Origin of the sequence: Acinetobacter sp. 1542444 (genome assembly GCF_000581835.1) — a bacterium.
In the GTDB taxonomy this organism is placed as follows: domain Bacteria; phylum Pseudomonadota; class Gammaproteobacteria; order Pseudomonadales; family Moraxellaceae; genus Acinetobacter; species Acinetobacter pittii.
Genome location: NZ_JEYA01000008.1, coordinates 70,212 through 89,692, shown reverse-complemented (window position 1 = coordinate 89,692; position 19,481 = coordinate 70,212). Strand labels below are relative to the sequence as shown.

The 19,481-nt window shown below is 39.6% G+C and carries 19 protein-coding genes and 4 tRNA genes; 2 read left to right on the top strand and 21 right to left on the bottom strand.

From position 1 onward, the window contains the following. The 19 genes from J580_RS21775 to J580_RS21685 all read right to left on the bottom strand — a co-directional run. On the bottom strand, positions 1-605 hold a 605-nt coding region (locus tag J580_RS21775), incomplete at its 3' end, for a GTP-binding protein (RefSeq protein WP_155518100.1). A gap of 147 nt (positions 606-752) precedes the next feature. After that, positions 753-827 (bottom strand) — tRNA-Thr (locus tag J580_RS21770). Positions 828-840: 13 nt separating this feature from the next. Further along, positions 841-916: transfer RNA gene (locus J580_RS21765), tRNA-Gly, on the bottom strand. A gap of 37 nt (positions 917-953) precedes the next feature. Beyond that, a tRNA-Tyr gene (locus tag J580_RS21760) sits at positions 954-1,037 on the bottom strand. Between the two features lie 54 nt (positions 1,038-1,091). Further along, a tRNA-Thr gene (locus tag J580_RS21755) sits at positions 1,092-1,167 on the bottom strand. 98 nt (positions 1,168-1,265) lie between these two features. Further along, positions 1,266-2,759 (bottom strand): anthranilate synthase component I, encoded by a 1,494-nt coding sequence (gene trpE, locus J580_RS21750; protein WP_032005869.1) that lies wholly within the window; start codon positions 2,757-2,759, stop codon positions 1,266-1,268. A gap of 108 nt (positions 2,760-2,867) precedes the next feature. Next, positions 2,868-3,536 carry a phosphoglycolate phosphatase gene (locus tag J580_RS21745; protein WP_005079407.1) on the bottom strand — a complete coding sequence of 223 codons (669 nt, stop codon included), beginning with the start codon at positions 3,534-3,536 and terminating at the stop codon, positions 2,868-2,870. A gap of 66 nt (positions 3,537-3,602) precedes the next feature. Next, positions 3,603-4,229 carry an FHA domain-containing protein gene (locus tag J580_RS21740; RefSeq protein ID WP_032005867.1) on the bottom strand — a complete coding sequence of 209 codons (627 nt, stop codon included), beginning with the start codon at positions 4,227-4,229 and terminating at the stop codon, positions 3,603-3,605. Positions 4,230-4,270: 41 nt separating this feature from the next. Beyond that, positions 4,271-6,547 (bottom strand): type II secretion system secretin GspD, encoded by a 2,277-nt coding sequence (gene gspD, locus J580_RS21735; protein WP_032005866.1) that lies wholly within the window; start codon positions 6,545-6,547, stop codon positions 4,271-4,273. 41 nt (positions 6,548-6,588) lie between these two features. Beyond that, a complete protein-coding gene (locus tag J580_RS21730; RefSeq protein WP_032005864.1) occupies positions 6,589-7,425 on the bottom strand; it encodes a type II secretion system protein N in 837 nt (278 codons plus the stop codon). Further along, positions 7,425-8,168 carry a type II secretion system protein N gene (gspN, locus tag J580_RS21725; RefSeq protein ID WP_032005861.1) on the bottom strand — a complete coding sequence of 248 codons (744 nt, stop codon included), beginning with the start codon at positions 8,166-8,168 and terminating at the stop codon, positions 7,425-7,427. The genes J580_RS21730 and gspN overlap by 1 nt, the downstream gene beginning before the upstream one ends. Before the next feature lie 334 nt (positions 8,169-8,502). Beyond that, complete coding sequence (locus J580_RS21720) at positions 8,503-8,829, bottom strand: H-NS family nucleoid-associated regulatory protein (RefSeq protein ID WP_032005860.1); 327 nt, start codon at positions 8,827-8,829, stop codon at positions 8,503-8,505. A 194-nt stretch (positions 8,830-9,023) separates the two neighbouring features. Further along, on the bottom strand, positions 9,024-9,464 hold the full coding sequence (locus J580_RS21715) for an acyl-CoA thioesterase (protein WP_002121251.1): 441 nt from the start codon (positions 9,462-9,464) through the stop codon (positions 9,024-9,026). A 7-nt stretch (positions 9,465-9,471) separates the two neighbouring features. Beyond that, the gene (locus tag J580_RS21710; RefSeq protein WP_032005858.1) at positions 9,472-10,665 is read right to left on the bottom strand and encodes a hypothetical protein; all 1,194 of its coding nucleotides are present in this window, start codon (positions 10,663-10,665) and stop codon (positions 9,472-9,474) included. A 9-nt stretch (positions 10,666-10,674) separates the two neighbouring features. Next, on the bottom strand, positions 10,675-11,517 hold the full coding sequence (locus tag J580_RS21705) for a hypothetical protein (RefSeq protein ID WP_032005857.1): 843 nt from the start codon (positions 11,515-11,517) through the stop codon (positions 10,675-10,677). Positions 11,518-11,525: 8 nt separating this feature from the next. Further along, positions 11,526-12,293, bottom strand: a complete 768-nt coding sequence (locus J580_RS21700) for a uroporphyrinogen-III synthase (protein ID WP_017481925.1) — start codon at positions 12,291-12,293, stop codon at positions 11,526-11,528. Positions 12,294-12,296: 3 nt separating this feature from the next. Continuing rightward, the gene (gene hemC, locus J580_RS21695; protein WP_032005856.1) at positions 12,297-13,214 is read right to left on the bottom strand and encodes a hydroxymethylbilane synthase; all 918 of its coding nucleotides are present in this window, start codon (positions 13,212-13,214) and stop codon (positions 12,297-12,299) included. 100 nt (positions 13,215-13,314) lie between these two features. After that, complete coding sequence (locus J580_RS21690) at positions 13,315-14,055, bottom strand: LytR/AlgR family response regulator transcription factor (protein ID WP_017385879.1); 741 nt, start codon at positions 14,053-14,055, stop codon at positions 13,315-13,317. Positions 14,056-14,115: 60 nt separating this feature from the next. Continuing rightward, positions 14,116-15,255, bottom strand: coding sequence for a sensor histidine kinase (locus tag J580_RS21685; RefSeq protein WP_032005855.1), 1,140 nt, complete (start codon positions 15,253-15,255; stop codon positions 14,116-14,118). Between J580_RS21685 and argH the strand changes: the two genes are divergently transcribed. Both argH and J580_RS21675 read left to right on the top strand, forming a co-directional pair. Next, entirely contained in the window at positions 15,246-16,679 is a 1,434-nt protein-coding gene (argH, locus tag J580_RS21680) for an argininosuccinate lyase (RefSeq protein WP_002121138.1), read from the top strand. The genes J580_RS21685 and argH overlap by 10 nt on opposite strands. Before the next feature lie 9 nt (positions 16,680-16,688). After that, positions 16,689-16,958, top strand: a complete 270-nt coding sequence (locus tag J580_RS21675; protein ID WP_000089995.1) for an oxidative damage protection protein — start codon at positions 16,689-16,691, stop codon at positions 16,956-16,958. 307 nt (positions 16,959-17,265) lie between these two features. Here J580_RS21675 and phoU read toward each other — a convergent pair whose 3' ends face one another. Then, entirely contained in the window at positions 17,266-17,988 is a 723-nt protein-coding gene (gene phoU, locus J580_RS21670; protein ID WP_032005854.1) for a phosphate signaling complex protein PhoU, read from the bottom strand. 105 nt (positions 17,989-18,093) lie between these two features. Further along, entirely contained in the window at positions 18,094-19,425 is a 1,332-nt protein-coding gene (locus J580_RS21665; RefSeq protein WP_081403756.1) for a TolC family outer membrane protein, read from the bottom strand. Positions 19,426-19,481: the final 56 nt, after the last annotated feature.

Here is a 19,481-nt window from a genome sequence, read left to right as displayed (position 1 = left end):
ATGTAAGAGTCAAGCGCTTCAACAAGAGCAAGAACTGAAGACTCACCATATTGACCAGCATCGCCTTCCAACGCTTTAAGCGCAGAACCACGGATAACTGGAGTGTCATCACCAGGGAAGTCATAAGTAGAAAGAAGTTCACGAACTTCCATTTCTACTAATTCAAGTAATTCTTCATCATCAACAAGGTCACACTTGTTTAAGAATACGATGATGTAAGGTACACCAACCTGACGAGAAAGAAGGATGTGTTCACGAGTTTGTGGCATTGGACCGTCAGTCGCAGCACACACAAGGATCGCGCCGTCCATCTGAGCAGCACCAGTAATCATGTTTTTAACGTAATCGGCGTGGCCCGGGCAGTCAACGTGCGCGTAGTGACGAATTGGAGAATCGTATTCTACGTGTGAAGTATTAATTGTAATACCACGTGCTTTTTCTTCAGGTGCTGAGTCGATTTGTGAGTAATCTTTCGCTTCACCGCCGTAAGTTTTTGCACAAATTGTTGCAATCGCAGCAGTTAAAGTTGTTTTACCATGGTCAACGTGACCGATTGTGCCCACGTTTACGTGTGGCTTATTACGTTCAAACTTAGCCTTAGCCATGTTTATAGTCCTCGTTTACGTCGAACACAATTCTGAGCAAAAACTCAGCATCGACATATCGCCTAAAAAATCAAACACCCAATACTTGAAAAGCAGACTAATAAGCCTGCTTTTTAAATCTTTGTAGAAAATCTACTAAACTGTATCTGGAGCTCTTATCGAGATTTGAACTCGAGACCTCTCCCTTACCAAGGGAGTGCTCTACCACTGAGCTATAAGAGCGATTATCCTTCGATGGAGCGGGAGACGAGGATCGAACTCGCGACATGCAGCTTGGAAGGCTGCCGCTCTACCAACTGAGCTACTCCCGCACTGTGTTGGTATATATACCACTTCAATCGAAGTTAATGGTGGTGAGAGAAGGATTCGAACCTTCGAAACTTTCGTAGCGGAGTTACAGTCCGCCCCCTTTGACCGCTCGGGAATCTCACCATATCACACTTATTTCAGTGTTGTTCTTTACTTCACAACTACACACCTTTAAGATGGTGCCGGCACACGGATTCGAACTGTGGACCTACTGATTACAAGTCAGTTGCTCTACCAACTGAGCTATGCCGGCTCTTCTTAGTGTTTCGTACGTTTCGTATCGGAACGGTGTGCAGTTTAGCAAAACTTCCAAACGATGCAAGCGGTTTTTTTAAAAAAACCGCTAAAAACTCATAAAATCAATCCGTTTGATGATAATTCAACCGCTTTGATCACTGCGCGAGCTTTTATTTGCGTTTCATTCCATTCAGATTCAGGATTTGAGTCCGCAACCAGACCTGCTCCAGCCTGTACATAAACCTTTTTATCTCGAATAACACAAGTACGGATTGCAATCGACATATCCATTTCGCCGTGCCATCCTAAATATCCCACTGCCCCACCAAACACACCTCTTTTCACAGGCTCAACTTCATCAATAATTTCCATTGCACGAATTTTTGGTGCACCCGATAAAGTACCTGCAGGGAAAGTTGCTTTGAATACATCTAGTGCATCGATATCATCACGAACTTCGCCTTGCACATTTGAGACAATGTGCATGACATGTGAATAGCGTTCAATCACCATTTGATCCGTTACTTGGACCTTACCTATTTTTGATACGCGTCCCACATCATTTCGACCAAGGTCAATCAACATTAAATGCTCTGCGATTTCTTTTTCATCAGAAAGTAAGTCTTTTTCTAAAGCAAGATCTTCTTCTTTAGTTTTACCACGCGGTCTGGTACCTGCAAGAGGACGCACTGTTGCAATGCCATTTTCCAAACGAGAAAGAATTTCTGGCGACGACCCTACAATATGGAATGGCTTTTTATCAGTAATCGTTTGCCCTTGTACCAAGAATAAATAAGGCGATGGGTTCAAATGACGTAAAGCACGATAAACCTGTAAAGCCTCCCCATCGAAATCAGAAACCATACGCTGCCCCGGAACAACCTGCATCACATCACCAGCACGTATATATTCTTTAACTTTTTCAACTGTCTCTAAGAATTTCGCTTTACCAGTAATTGATTCAAAATGTGGAGGTGTATGTGGCTTAGCTTGCAAACTAACTGGAGTAGCTAACAACTGCTCTAATTGATCTAATTTTTGCTGAGCGTCTTCATAAGCATTGCTCTGCTCTGTATCCGCATGAACAATTAAAAATAAAGTATCTTTAAGGTTATCAAAGACTATAACTGTCTTTGATAGCATTAACCATAAATCCGGCAATGTAATTGGGTCAGCTGTAGGAACATTCTTTAAACGTGGCTCGATATAACGGACTGCGTCGTAGCCTAAATAACCTACTAATCCGCCCGTAAAACTCGGTAAGTTTGGCAAGAGCTCAGCAGATGGCACTTTAAATTGCTTCTGAAATTCACGAATATACTGAAATGGGTCTTGGCAATCTTGTTGAGTAATTGAGCCATCAGCATGTTGTATAGACAGAACACCTGCATTACATGAGAAAACTGTCGACTCACCTAAACCAATCATAGAATAGCGCGCCCAATTTTCGCCACCTTCGACTGACTCAAATAAATAAGCTTGGGTGTGGTCTTTAAAACGAGCAAAAACAGATAAAGGAGTTTCTGTGTCTGCTAGGCGTTGGCGATAAACTGGAATCGTGTTGTAACCAGCAGCCTTAAGTTGCTCGAATTGCGCTAATGTTGTCATGAATTTTCTCTAATATGGTTTCGATTTAAAAGTGTGTTTTTCTAGATTCGGTTTAGACACGCCATCGAAAAACCATACGCTTATTCATTCTGATCTCCATTTCATTCATTAGATAATTAACTCAGCAAGACTATCAACAACTTGCTGAGGTTGGCAATCATAGATATTTTCTCCATGATTATAGCCATAGCTAACCACAATACAATCAATTCCAGCACGACGCGCAGCCTCAATATCATTACTTGAATCGCCAATCATTAATGATTGTGAAGCAGATATTTTTAGGCTTTGCATGCAATGCAATAATGGCAATGGATGAGGCTTTCTCTCTGGTAAGCTATCCCCACCAAGTACGACTTGAAAATATGGAGAGAGCTGTAAAGCATCAAGTAAACCTTGGGCAAGTTGTACAGGCTTATTGGTAACGCATGCCATTTGTATATTCAAAGTTTTACAATGTTTTAAAAACTCGGTTACACCAGGATAAATTTGAGTATTTACACAGAGTTCTACACTATATATATCAATAAATTTTTGTAATAAGACTTTGTGCTGTTCAGGATCTAATTTTCCAAAAATATGAAGCAGAACACTTTCACAGAGTTTTGAAGCTCCTTTACCCACCCATTCTCGTATTTGAACTTCTGTTACCAATGGCCAACTTAGCGCCTCTAAACTTAAATTCATAGACCGATACAAATCAGCAGCAGAATCAACCAACGTCCCATCTAGATCAAATAAAATTAAATCGCGCTTACTTAGTTGTGCAACAGACATCTTTTTTCTACTCAAAATTAAAAAGGCATGCGTTTAGCATGCCTTGATTGTAAAAGCAGCAACGGATTATTTAAAGAATAACCATGCCAATACAGCTAAAATTACTAAAATAATAATAGTGATTAAACCAACTGAGGCATTCTTTTGTTGCTCTTTTTCTTCAGCAACACGAGAAACCGGTTCATCAAAAGCGATAGGTGTTTGCTGTTGTGCATTAACTTCTACACCCTCTGGAATAGGTGCAGGTTTTGGAATAGAAATATTCTGCGGCATACCATCGCGACGAACTTCTACTTCTGCGGCACGCTCTGCAAGGCTCGGCATTCCTTGATCGCTTAAATCTGGAGAGGATATCGTATTTACAGGTTCGGCTTCAATTTCGGGTAATTCCGTGATTTTCTGTGCAGGAGCCAATACAGAAAATTTAAAACTAGCAAACTGAACAATATCACCATCATGCAACTGCTTTTCTTGCTCAATACGAATATCGTTTACAAATGTGCCATTCGATGAATTAAGGTCTTGCACCCATAGCGCTTGATCTTTTAGAAGCAATGCAGCATGGCGACGTGAAATTTCAGCAGCTTGCAACAATACATCGGCATCTTGATGACGCCCTACCAACATATCACGATCAACATTAATTTCTTGGCCAGTAATTTCACCAGTAATTGCTTGTAGTTTCCAAGTCATGCGTATGTCCTATTCACTTTTTTATCAATCATAACATGCTACTACTGTGCTGTGCTTGGGCGCAGTGTCGTTGTTGTTACTGTATTTTTAGTACGATTAACTTCAGGATCAGGTAACTGTAAAGTTTGCTTTTGCACTGCTGGCTCTACAGCTACAGGTGTAGTTACCGTCGAGGTTTTTCCACCTGAAGGAACCTGTTGATAGTTTTTCGGCTGAGAGGCAATACTAGGTGGTGTCATCTTTTGATTATATACATCATCAACTTGCTCAGGCAGTTTTGCAAAATTGCCGTTTTTATCCATAGCCAATTGCAAGCTATAAAGCTGGCTATAGCGCTGCTGAGACAAACGGCGCACATCATTTGCATCACCCACAATTGTTGGGTGGATAAAAACAAGAAGGTTACGTTTTACATTACTTCTATTATCTGAGCGGAACAATCGACCAACATAGGGAATACTACTTAATCCAGGTATACCTTGTCTTGAAAGTGACGTGTCATCCGACACCAAACCACCAAGCACTACTGTCTGTCCATGCTCAGCCAAAACAGCAGTTTTAATGGCACGTTTACTTGTCACCAAGTCAGCCGCTTGTCCACGACTGTCTTGAACAGCAGAGACTTCTTGTTCTACTTCCAGACGAACTGTACCGCCTTCACCGATATGTGGAACGACTTTTAATGTCACACCGACATCTTTACGTTCAACCGTGGTGTATGGATTAATACCTGTACTGTTTGTAGTGACCGATCCTGTTACAAAGGGAACGTTCTGACCAACAACAATATACGCCTCTTCATTATCCATCGTCACAATGGATGGTGTCGAAAGCAAATTTGATTTGGTATTAGTTTTAAGTGCTTGAATTAATGCACCATAAGCCTTACGAGAATTCTCAAAATTACCCAGAGCCAAGGTTGCCCCATTACCTTTATTAGCGCCACCAGCAATAGCTGATGCAGCCCCAGCCGAACCACCCGATAAATAACCAGCAGCAATAGAAGATAAACTAGCCCCTACATTACTAAAGCTAAGTAAACCAATCCCACTAGATAAATCACCCAGCGCCCATTGAATACCAAGTTGATCTGCATCATCTCCTGACACTTCGATAATTGCAGCTTCAATCAGAACTTGCTGACGACGCACATCAAGCTGCTGAATAGCAGATTCAATTTCGCGCATTAATTGAGGATCTGCCTTAACCACTAACGAGTTTTGGGCATTATCCGCAATAATACTCACACCATTTTGGCTAAAGCTAGAGATACTGTTCTGATTATTATTGTTCGAATTACCATTTAGATTAATAGATGGCGTAGAAATTGAGCTACCATTTGAACCAGAGGTATTTGAACTAGAATTCTGGTTATTACCCATCAAATTATTGATCGGATTCGATGAATTAGAAGAACTGTTATTACTATTTGACGAAGAAACGGCCTGTCCTGTTACAAGACCTTGTAAAATTTCAGATAAATTTTTTGCACTTGCATATTTCAAGCGAAAAACTTTTAAGCCCCCCAAGCGATCAGCCGAAGGCACATCCAGCATTTCAATCATGTGGCGAATGCGCTTACGCGTTTCAGGATCGCCCTTAACTAAAATACGATTGGTTCGATTGTCTGCAATAATACGGATACGTGCACCATTAAAATCTTTAGATGCTCCCGTAGCACTCATCGCCTCAAGTTGAGTAATAATTTCTTCCGCTTGGCTCGATTGGAGGCCTATTGCCTCAATATCATTCTGGCCAGTACCATCTAAATTACGAATAATATTTTCAAGTTGATAAATATTTGCCGCACGGTCCGAAACAATCAGTGCATTAGTCCCTGCAATTGCAGCCATATGTGCAAATTGCGGCATTAATGGACGAAGTGCTGGAATTAAATCATTAGGATTGGTATTTTCAAGCCAAATGACTCGGGTAACAATCTGATCACCACGCAATTTATTTCGCGAATCGTAAGGAATTCCCGAATTTTTAACATTGCTATCTGGAACCAGCTTAATGGTGTTACCCGAAGGAATTGCCACTACCCCATTCACATTTAAGACCCCAAGGAATAGGTCATAAACTTCATTTTTATTAAGGGGTTTATTCGATATTACTGTGACGTTACCACGCACTCGTGGATCTACTGCAAAGTTTTTACCCGTAATGTCTGCCACTTCATTAATAAAAGCAGTTAAGTCAGCATCACGTAAATTGATCTTCCATGTTTGGGCATAGACGCTGCTGCTCACTGTCGCAATCAATGGGGCTGCTGCAAGTAATGCCCAAAGTGGACGTTGATGATTCAATAAAGCCATAACTTGCGATAATTCCTAACTCTTATGGTGACGTGTTATCACTAAAAATTTTGTTGTATGGTCATCACTTGATCACCACGTTTTATTTCTATTTTCACTTGCCCAGCTCGGCGAGCCTGTTCAAGTAACTGCACATCCGTTTGTCCCTGCCCAACCGTTTGACCGTTTAAAGAAACAATCCGATCACCCGGCCTTAAACCTAACTTATTTCGAAGCGCAGTGGGTGTACGTTCTGTAACTTCAAAACCTTCACCAGAGTTCCCACTAACGCCCATATCACGCAGATATTGTTCACGGTTGCCTTGCATTTGCTGAATAGCCTGTCCTAACGCCTCTTGAGTCGTATTAACAGGTGCCGATGACTGAGGCGCCGTAGCATTTGGCTGTGGAGCATCTGGCGTCATAGGTTGATATAAACCGTTTGGCAAACCTTTAAATTGGAGTTCACGAGTACTTCCATTACCTTGACGCAATATCACGTGATCCCAATAAACTTCTGCTAACTGATAAGAGGTAGAACCTATTGTTTCTCCTACACGATATCGGTCAGCAATATTATCTAGCTTAATAACAGCCGAAGAAAAACGGTTCGGATAGCCCACCATTACGCCTTGTAATTCTAGGTTGACATTTTCCTGAGCTGCATTGGCTGAAGGTTCATTAAAAAGCGAAAAAGTACTAATGTTAGGAATTTGCGGCTGCTGTGATCCTAACTCGACTCGATCAAACTGCATCATTTGAGGAGGGGCAATTACCCACCAAAATAATGAAGCTAATTTCCAACACAACCATAAAATTAAAAAGGCAAATACAACTACACTTAACCGATCTAATTTTTGCCACTGTAATTGCTGTAATTTCTCAATCCATACTTTCATTAGTTACCCCCTTGTATTAAGGGTTGACGAGAACTAATGACAAACGTATCCAAACCAGCTTTTCCATCATAAGATGGAATATTAAGTAATAATCTTTGGGTGAGCTGCACATCAAGCATCATGTTGGCATCTAATAAGAGATTCGCCATTTTTTGACTGCGTTGATCACGTATATCAACTTGTAATTGACCATTTTGATCCGTTAATTGGCCATTTAAAGAAGGCATATTCATACGGTCTTGACGATCACCAATATTATAAATTAAAGCACCGCCACCCCAATGTAATTGACCATCAACTGCGGCGAAACCCTGCTCTTTCTTATAATTAAACTCAATATCTTTCAGTTGAATGCTGTTCGTAGGCCATTGCCAATTCACAATTTGTTTTAATGTTTCAGGCGCAATTTGACCATTCATAGCCTTTACAATTACTTTTTTCCCCACACCATAGCCCATTACCCCAGCTAATTGGGTATTACCACTATGGATATCTACATCAGCAGCGAACCTTAATAAAAACAGGTCAAGAGGTCTAGTTTTCCAATGAATCGAACCTCTCAAAGTACCACGCCGCCAATCTGCTTGGCCTTGCCAGATATTTCCACTTACATTGTGTAGAGTTTGATTATTCTTTGAAAATTTAGAAATAAGCCAAGTCGCCGGGATCTGTAAAATAATAAAAATTAAAAATGCAATGAGGGCAAAAAACCACCACTTCCATTGCTTAGACTTTTTCTTCATTCAGCCTTACCAACATGCAAATTATCGTCCTTATTTTGAGAGTAGCTCCCTAGTCTGACATTATGCATACTTTTTCAACATCGCCAATTCACTTCATATAAAAAAACCAAGCAATCGGGCTTGGCTTCGGTATTGAGACTATAAGTTGAACGTATGACAAAATCATGAAAACTTGGCGCTCAATGAAGTAAATGCACATTTGATCTCAACAATTCATTTAAAGAGCAATTTAAACACTCAATTTTTTAAATAATATTTATAGCAAAATTTTGAGATATTTTTATCAATAAAAAAGCCAAGCAAATTTGCTTGGCTTTTAAAAACGGAAATTTGATTAGATTAAGAAATCTTCAAGTTTTGCGCCTTTTTCAATTTCAGCAACTAACCAGCGTGGTTGTTTACCGCGACCAGTCCAAGTCTCTTCACCATTGTTTTTGTTGCGGTAACGAGGCTCAACAGATTTACGAGTTGTTTTCTTACGTTTTTGAGCACCAAACTCAAGAAGTTGTTCAACACTGAAACCTACATTTTCAGCAATCTCGATAATTTGATTATAAGCATCTTCGATTGCTTGATCTTTTTTACTTGCAATTAAAGCTTCTGCTTCTTCTTGTAAGCGTTTTAACTCTTCAACAGATAATTCACTGATATCCGGTTTCATTAATAAATACTCCAGTCTTACAGACAATTCAAAATAATACAGACAAAATTTAAAAACATAAAATCAAGACCAATATTATTTATAATCTATTCAATAAGCAATAGTTTGAAAGCCGTGTTCATCAGAATAATCAAAAAAATTACCTTTTAATTACATTACCAATTATAAATGAAATATATTTTATTAATATTTATTTAAGATAAATGTATTAAGTCATGCCCAACTGATTTTTCTAGCTCAATAATTTTTTGTTTTATTTCCTGTGGTATTTCACATTTTCGTTCTGTTAATTTATCTACGCATACCATAACAGCTTCACCAGTAGCGACTATTTGTTGTTGGGTTTCACTCCACAATATATAAGCCATACGGAATGCGCTATTACGGAGCTCTTCCACGCGAACACCAACTTTCAATACGTCAGGATAAAAAACAGGCTTTAAATATTTACACTGACTTGAAGCAACAACGGTATATAAATGTGGGGTTAATATATTGATTGCTTCCATATATAAAATACGTGAGCTTTCAATATATCGATAATACTGTACATTATTGACATGACCAAAAGCATCCATATCTCCCCACGCTACTTTCTGTTCATATATTACTGGGTAGACAGACAGTTCTTTCATTTTTACCTCATATTTTAAACTTTAAAAAATTTGCATCATTTTCAAAGATTAGATTTAACTGTTTGATTAACACGTCATCTTCTTTAAGCGTAGACTTAATACGTAAATAGCTCATTAAAATATTATCTGGATATAATGATAATAATGTTTCAGCTTCTGTTTGACGTCCAGTTGCTATATAGATATGCCATTTTGCAAAGGTTAAAACTGGCAAATTCATATATTGATTTTCAAATTGAATAATTTTTTCTTCAACATCGGCATAGTCTGGAATTTGTTTAAGCAACTGCTGCTGAAACCATAGATAAAACACTTCTGGGTCAAACTGCTCTTTTAACAAATGTAGTGTTAAGGCCGCATGCTGCATGCTCATATCTGGCATACGTGCTAATAGTTTTAGCCATAACAACTTACTGCTATAAGGTCGAGTTTGTATTTCAGACTCTAAATCCAAATAACGTTGCTGCAAGGCATGTAAGTCATCGATAGACGCTTGGTCAAATTGCTGAAGAAGCTGCTGTAACCATAAATCACGGTGTTCTGCATCTAGCAAACCGTATTTCATAGAACGTAAATATACCCATGGATGTTGCAGCGCTAATTGCCCCCATAAAGCCGTTAATCTTTGCTGGTAAGCAGTTTCTATTTCTTGTAACCACGGTGATAACTGATGTTGGTATAAAAACTCGAGATGAGTTAATGCACGATCGGCTTCATTTTCGGCTAAAAAGATTTCAATTCGTTGTAACTCTGCCAATTCAAATGCCATCGGTGGTGATTGATCGAGAGCAGCCAATGCTTTTGGATAGTCCCCACTTAAAACCAGAAACTTGGCATCAATAATATTTTTTAAAAGCCCTGATTGAGTAAAAACACGTTCAATAAATACACGTTGATCTTCGGCCGCTTCTAACAACCAAACGATACCTAATTGTTCATAAGGATGAAGGTTTTTAAATTGGAAGATGTTTTCACTTTTTCTTTGTTCACGAGATGAATAACGTTTAATCCACAGCCATAAGAGTTGAGCAATAAAACTCATCACTACAAAAGTAAGAGTTAATCCCCAGACATTTGTTTGCAGCTGCAATTGTCGCCAGTAAATATAGACATACCCCATTCCATAGCCATAACTCAATAAAGCTAAGGCTGCGAAAAGTATTAAGCTGATGACGAAATAAACCCACAGGAGGTGTTTCATATATCCTCCTTATGAGCCGATTAGCCCAAGTGTAGAGAGTTTAGGAACTGGCACCACAGATAAATGTGCCACTTTAGCAATACGTTTTTTTAACTGCTGACTGGTTGCATCAGGCATTTCATCTAACTTTTGCATCACAGATTGCAACTCATTTTGATACTCAGTCATTTTTCCTTGATTGAGTGCCTGTTCGGCAATTAACAATCTTAATTGCACTTCTTTAAGCACAACGCTTCGACTCATTAAATTAATAGACGGCGTTTCTACCTTTTCTATACGGAACCACTTTTTCCACCAAGACACAGTCTCGGATTGATCCATTTCAAGTTTAGGCTGGCTTAAGGCTTGTTGAATATTCTTATCAATGTTCTGTAATAAATCATCGATTAATTGATGGCGTTGATTTTGAGCCAAAGTAAACTGTTGAACTGCCTGCTTATCCTGCTCGAGCGATTGATTCAAGCTATGCTGCAATGCAGGAGCAATTTCATAGTGTACAAGCGATTGCTGTAACTGATTTAATTGATCAACTGCATAAATCAACTGCTGCTGATCAATCGCAAATTGAATTAAATCTAACTTTTGTTTAATTAAAACTGTAGGTGCAATACCTGTCGGTGGAGCATCTGGTTGAGCTACTGAACTCGTTTTATTCCCTGTACTTACGGGTTGATTCTGCAACTGTCGCTGTAAAGCAACCAATTGATCATTTAAATTGGCATAGTGCTGTTCTGATTGCAGCAGACTTTGTTTAAGCTCGGGAACAGTACGAGAAATTTGCCACATATCGTAACTGAGCTTAGCCAACCAAGCTACGCCCAGTAAAATGATGATAGAAACAAGTTTTCTCATACGAATCCTTATAATGCCTGAATGTGATGAATCATCCCCGAAGGCGATAAATTTTCAAGTTGAATAATGTGAAAATGAGCCTGTTGCTGATCGCGATACTCTTTAACAATTTGAAAAAGACGAGGTCCTAAAACCAGATATACACCATCAGGTTGTACATTATTTTTTGAACAAAGCTCTAACCAATATTTCCAGCTCGCTTCACTGGTGATTAAGACGAGCCATTTATTTAAATTATAATTTGAATTCTGTGTCAGATGTTTGAATGTAGAATATGAAGCTTCTGGGCACTGCCGATGATATAGAACAAAATTTAAAATCTGAATTCCTTGTTGTTGCAAGGTCTCCATCATAAATTGGCGTCCACCTTCTCCCCGCCAAAAAGCCACACTACCCGTCTGTTGCATATTGTGCAGAATAGGTAGGTTCAACATCCCCTCAGAAGTTTCAACATCTGGGATATGTGCTTCTATTCCATATTCGTTTAGACAATTGGCTGTTGCTTGCCCTACCGCAATCCACTGAATATGTTTTAAGTCGCTAATTTTTAAACCGCTTTTTACTAAATACTCCATACCCACTTTAACAGCGGTTGGGCTGACGACCACAATAGCTTGCGCCCTAATTAATTGTTGGTAAAGCTGGAGTAAGTGTTCGGAAAAGGGCTTAGCAACGAGCTCTAAAAGAGGTAAAGACTCAACCTGATAACCTTCATTTTGCAAAGCTTCTGTTAATTCAGCTGCACGCGAATCAGGTCGAGTATTAATAAACAACATGGTTTAGTAGAGGGCCTTTAATAGCTCGCCCGCACCTTGATCAAGTAAGTTTCGAGCAAGGTTTTCGCCCAATTGATGAGCATTGCTGGCTTCATCTGTCAGTTCAGCACGCAATAATGTTTGTCCATCAGGGCTTCCGACACGCCCTTCAATATGGATTTTTCCATTTTGTAGTGTTGCATAACCTGCAATTGGGACCTGACAACCACCTTCAAGATAGGCATTAAATGCACGTTCAGCACGTACACATACATCTGTCTCTGGGTGTAGAAGTGGCTGAATTAAAGTCAATACATCTTGGTCAGCTGCACGGCACTCTAAACCCAATGCACCTTGTCCCACAGCAGGCAAACTAACATCTGGTGTTAAACAATGACGGATACGTTCTGACAAACCTAAACGCTTCAAACCGGCACTGGCCAGAATAATCGCATCGTATTGACCTTCATCTAGCTTTGCCAAACGTGTGCCAACATTTCCACGCAAGTCAATAATTTGCAAATCAGGACGTTGTTTTAAAATCTGAGATTTTCGACGCAAGCTTGATGTACCGACTTTTGCACCTTGTGGTAAATCAGCGAATTTTTCAAACTGATTTGAAACAAAAGCATCTAACGGATCTTCACGCTCACAAATTACTGCTAAAGTTAAACCTTCAGGCAAAGCCATTGGGACATCTTTCATTGAATGTACAGCTAAGTCCGCACGCCCATCTAAAAGTGCTGCTTCCAACTCTTTAACAAACAGCCCTTTGCCCCCAATTTTTGCTAAAGGCGTATCTAAAATTTTATCGCCCTGCGTGACAAACTTAACCAATTCCACCGTTAAATCAGGGTGAAGCTCCTCTAAACGGGCACGAATATGTTCTGCCTGCCAAAGAGCAAGTGGGCTTTGTCGTGTAGCAATTTTCAAGGTTTTCATAAATTCAAGCATGGGCTGGTCAAACAATACACCCTAAACTTAACTTGATCCCTTAAAATTGCAAGTAAAATCTCGCAAGTCCAAGATAACTCTTTTAAATTTAGAGCTGATGAATTCGCTCTCTAAGCGTAGACAAATGTCGACGGCTCACTGAAAGTCTTTCATCAAGACCGCGTAATCTAACCTGATATTGCCCTGAACTGATCAGCTCCAACCCATCTAAATATGCGACTGCAACCAACGCATTTCGATGAATACGAATAAACTGATCTGCGAATTCGGTTTCAAGCTCTTTTAATGTTTCATCTATTAATACACTGCCATTTTTATGTCTCACAGTGACATATTTCTGATCTGCTAAAAAGTAATAGATATTTTCAACAGGAATTAGCTCAACACCACGATAGGTTTTTGCAGCAATTTGATGACGCTGTGTTTTTAAATCTTGTAAAAGCTCAGAATTCGGTAATGCATTGAGCTGTGCTTGAGTAAGTTGGGTTAGCTGGTTTAAAGCTTGCTCAAGTTCAACCGGATCAATCGGTTTAAGAAGATATGCTTGAGCCTGAGCTTTAAAAGCTTCCAATGCATGCTGATCGTAGGCGGTACAAAATACAATTGCAGGTCGAGGATTGAGCTGACTTAACTGTTCCGCACAGACAAGCCCATTCATACCTGGCATTTGAATATCAAGCAAGATTACATCCGGTTGATGAAGCCGTGCCTGTTCCAAGGCCTCCTGTCCATGATGAGCCGTTGATACAACCTCATGTCCCATCTTTGAAACTAAACGTGATAAACGCTCCACTGCAAGTGGTTCATCATCACAAATTAGCACCTTCATTCATCCTCCTTGTCACCGTTAACTTGGTCCATTTTTTTATGGTTAACTCTGACTGACTTATTATTTTGTTTGATATTGATAGCTCATAATAGTGGTATATAAAGCTTCACCTTTATAAACCTGAAACCTAACGGTGTTCCCATAATACGCTTTCAAGCGCTGCTTAACATTTTCAAGAGCGATTCCATGCCCTTTCCGTGAATTTATTGTATCGTCTGTATATGGGTTGGTAATGACTATACTGACCTGATTTTGCAATATTTCAACCAATACCCCTATGGTTGCTTTACCTATCATTGGTTCTACCCCATGAAAAATACTATTCTCTAACAACGGTTGTAATGTCAATAAAGGAATAGTGATCTGTTTTAATTGCACAGATGAAAGCTCAATCTTCCAATCTACTTTTAAACGTTCTCCCAAACGGACCTGTTCAATCATTAAATATTGTTTACTCAGCTCGATTTCTTCATGCAGACTCACCAATTTTAATTCTTGGAAACTCGCGCGAAATAACCGCGACAAACTAATGAGCATGCTTTCTGCTTTATCTGGATCTATCGCAATTAAACTCACCACATTATTTAGACTATTAAATAAGAAGTGAGGATGAATTCGTGCTTGCATGGCCTGAATACGGGCATTTAACTCGGCATATTGCTGATGCAACCATTGTTCCCTGACATATAAATAACGTAAGCAGAAAGCCCCGAGTAATATTCCATAGCTTAGATATAAAGGTACATTGGTAAAATAAACACTCCAGCCCTGCGTTAAAGAAGCATGTTTATTTAAAAGACCAAACTGAAAAAAATTACTCATTAAAGTGGTCAAAACAACAATACTTTGCAGCATGACAAAACCAATAGCCAAAGCAAATTCTTGACGCAAGCTGCTAAAAAAACCTTGAAAGCGTTCAACCAATGCAAAAAAGGACAATATTACCCAGTTAATAAAAACGATGTATTGAAAAAGCCTTCCTCCCCTTAAGGCTTGCCAAGACTGTGCTTCAGCCAATGCCAAAACCAGTGCCAAAACATTACTTGCGATAATTAATTCGAATAAGTGTTGCCAACGCCCGCTTTTCGTAAAAAAATAGGAGGAATTTTGATTTCGGTATGCTGTAGGAAACAACTTTGTTTGTTGAGCTTCGGCAAGTGATATACTCTTTTTTATTTTACTGAGCCACCATGACCACATCTTCAAATCCCCCTAATTCAGTAACCCCAGACCAAACCTCAGGTATGTGGGGTGGTCGTTTTTCTGAAGCGACGGACGCTTTTGTAGCCGAATTTACCGCCTCTGTTCAGTTTGACCAACGTTTTTATAAGCAAGACATCGCTGGTTCGATTGCGCATGCTACCATGCTTGCGAAAGTTGGCGTACTCACAGAAGCAGAACGCGATGACATTATTGAAGGTTTAAGCACCATTCGCTCAGAAATTGAGGCTGGAAACTTTGAGTGGCGCATCGATCTTGAAGATGTTCACATGAACATTGAATCACGTTTGACTCAACGTATTGGCATTACAGGTAAAAAATTACACACAGGCCGTAGCCGTAACGATCAGGTTGCAACTGATATTCGTCTTTACCTGCGCGACGAAATTGATGATATTTTAAAATTATTAGAACGTTTACAAAAAGGCTTGTTAGGCTTGGCTGCCAAAAATGTAAATACAATTATGCCAGGCTTTACCCACCTACAAACTGCTCAGCCTGTGACTTTTGGTCATCACTTGTTAGCATGGTTTGAAATGTTAGTACGTGACACTGAACGACTTCAAGACTGCCGTAAACGTGTTAATCGTATGCCACTTGGTTCTGCCGCTCTTGCTGGTACAACTTATCCAATTGACCGCGCATACACAGCAGAACTTCTAGGGTTTGAAGCTGTATCTGAAAACTCGCTTGATGCTGTATCTGATCGTGACTTTGCCATCGAATTTAATGCGGCGGCTGCACTCATCATGATGCATTTATCACGTATGTCAGAAGAACTGATTCTTTGGACTTCTGCACAGTTCAAATTTGTGAATATTCCTGATCGCTTCTGTACTGGTTCTTCAATCATGCCACAGAAGAAAAACCCAGATGTTCCAGAACTTATTCGTGGTAAATCTGGCCGTGTATTTGGTGACTTAATTAGCTTACTTACGCTCATGAAAGGTCAACCATTGGCATACAACAAAGATAACCAAGAAGACAAAGAACCTTTATTTGATGCAATCGATACGGTTCGTGGTTCACTCATGGCATTTGCAGACATGATTCCTGCATTGGTTCCAAATATTGAAATCATGCGTGAAGCTGCTCTTCGTGGATTCTCAACTGCAACTGACCTTGCTGACTACTTAGTGAAAAAAGGCGTTGCGTTCCGTGATGCGCATGAAATTGTAGGTAAAGCTGTTGCATTAGGTGTTGCGGAAGAAAAAGACTTATCTGAACTCACACTTGAGCAATTACAGCAATTCTCTGACTTAATTACAGCAGATGTGTTTGACAAAGCCTTAACTCTAGAAGCTTCTGTAAATGCTCGTGATCATATTGGTGGAACTTCTCCAAAACAGGTTGAAGCTGCAATTGCGCGTGCCCATACACGTTTAGAACAGTTATACGCTTAAGGATAAAACATGAGTCGCCAAGTATTTTGCCGTAAATATCAAAAGGAAATGGAAGGTTTAGACTTCGCTCCTTTCCCAGGTGCTAAAGGCCAAGATTTTTTTGAAAATGTTTCTAAACAAGCATGGCAAGAATGGTTACAGCATCAAACTACGCTCATTAATGAAAAGCGTTTAAACGTGTTTGAACCAGAAGCTAAAAAGTTTCTGGAAGAACAACGTGAGAAATTCTTCAATAATGATGAAAGCGTAGAAAAAGCTGAAGGCTGGAAACCAGAATAATCGGTTTTTTTTAGCTTACTCATCATTAAAAAGGCGGGTCTATATACATAGATCTGCCTTTTTTTACGTGAAACTTACACAAACATAAAAAGCCTTACATAGAGCGCACAGGACTCTACATGACATCAAAAAGCGAAGAACTTAATATCACTCTATAGCAAGAAGAACACGATCCCTGTCGTGTTTATGCACTTGATTTTCTGTCCTGAACTTCCCCCCAAAGTTCGGGACATTTTTTTATCTATTATTTTTTAAAAAACAAAAAAGCCTTGTTTTAAACAAGGCCTTTAAATATTTCAGCTCAAGATTACTTTTCGTGGACTTTGGCTTCAATTTCTTCAATTTTGGTATGACGAGCATCAAAGCCTTTCGCCATATAAATCACTTGCTCAGCAATGTTACGTGCATGATCGCCAATACGCTCTAATGAACGTAAAACCCACATGACATTAATCACACGAGCAATATGGCGCGGGTCTTCAATCATATAGGTCATTAATGTACGTGTTGCTGATTGATATTCACGGTCGATGTCAGCATCAGCTAAAAGTACACGTAAAGCTTGATCTGCATCTAAACGTGCAAAAGCGTCAAGTGCATCATGAATCATGACACGAACTTGGTTACCAATATGACGTGTTTCCATGTAGCCACGCGGTGACCCGCCCTCTTCACACAGATTTTGTGCAATACGGGCAATTTTTGCAGCTTCATCACCAATACGCTCAAGGTCAGTATTGGCTTTGCTCATGGCAATAACCATACGCAAGTCAATCGCTGCCGGATGACGACGCGCCAAAATCAACGTTAAGCCTTCATCAATATCACGTTCATATTGATTGACTGTATTATCTTTAAATTGAACATCAATCGCTAAATTTGCGTCGGTATCAAGTAAAGAATGGATTGCATTTGCAACCTGCTGTTCGACCAAGCCACCCATGGTCATAAACTTTGTGTTTACATCTTGCAAATCTTCATTAAATTGAGAAGAAATATGATGGCTTAACACCGGATTACTCGGACTCAAGGGAAGCCTCCAACATGATGGCGCGGGAATAAAATGATTGAGCATTAAAACACAGCAATCATTAAGTTTTTATGACAAAATTAAATTTCAGATAAAAGCATTTAATTACTGATAAGTTAACCAGCTATTAAGCTCAACCAGATCTTTTTCACCTAACTGGCCTACCGCAGCTTTTAAACGAAGCACATTCAATAAATAGTCATACTGAGCATTAAGATAATCCTGTTTTGCAGAAAAAGCATTACGCTGCGCCAATAAAACATCAACCATACTTTTCAAGCCTTCGTTATAACTCGCTTTTGAAGCTTGAGAAACTAAAGAAGATGAATCCATTGCAGCCTTTCTTGCTTCAAGTTTGGCTTGATCTGTGTCTACCTGCATAAACGCACTTTTCACATCGACATTGGCACGGCGAATGGCTGCATCAAGTTGTGCCTGCGCTTTACTGACTTCTACAGTGGCTTTTTTAATTGATGTTCGGGTCCGTCCACCATTAAATAGATTCCAGTTCATTTCTACCCCGACCTGATCAAATTTTCCGTCAGTCGAAATGAGTGTCTCTGGTGTTTGTTTGGTATAGCCATAACTTGCTACGGCATCTATTTGAGGATAAAGCGCTGCCTTTTCGACACGGCGCTGATCTTCACTATATTTTTGCTGTAAACGGGCTTGCTGGATCTTTAAGTTTTTTTGCTGCGCCAAAGAAAGCCAGTCATTAAGTTCTGCTGGATAAGGCTTTTGAAAACTAAAATCACTTCGCAGTACAGCGAGTTTATCTTGATAAGAACCAATATATTCAGAAAGCTGCTCTTGGGCTAAAAGTAATTGAACATTGGTTGAAATACGATTGGCTCTGGCATTTTGATATTGGGCATTTGCTTCACTTACATCACTACGTGCCACCAACCCTTCTTTGAGTTTGGCATTCATCATATTGAGCTGTTCAAGCAAAGCCTTTTCTTCTTGTAAGTATGCAACACTCAATGCCTGCTGACGCAACACATTAAAATAGGCTTCTGCCACATTTAAAACATGATCTTGTTTTTGCAGTCTTAAGGTAATTTCACTTAAGGCAACCGAAGTTTTAACTTGCTTATAACCTTCCCAAGCATCCATTCGAAATAATGGCTGACGTGCTGTTAAGGTCGCTTGCCGAGTCGTTGAGGTATTACTCACCAAAGCATCAGAAAGCCCTTCTTGATCAACACCCGGAAAATTTGAACGTTTTACAGTTTGCCGATTACGGGTAATATTTCCAGACAATGTGACAGTGGGTAATAATGCCCCTGTTGCTAAGCCTAAGTTCAGTTGATCTGCTTCATATTGTTGTTGATTGGCTTGCCACGTCGGGTCATTTTGTTTTGCGCGCTCATAAGCTTCAACTAAATCTAGAGCAAAACTCGAAGATGCAAAACTCCAAAGGCCAACAGCGACCATTAATTTTATTTTCATTGTTCAAATCAACGATAAAACTTGCCTTTAAGACTAAGAAA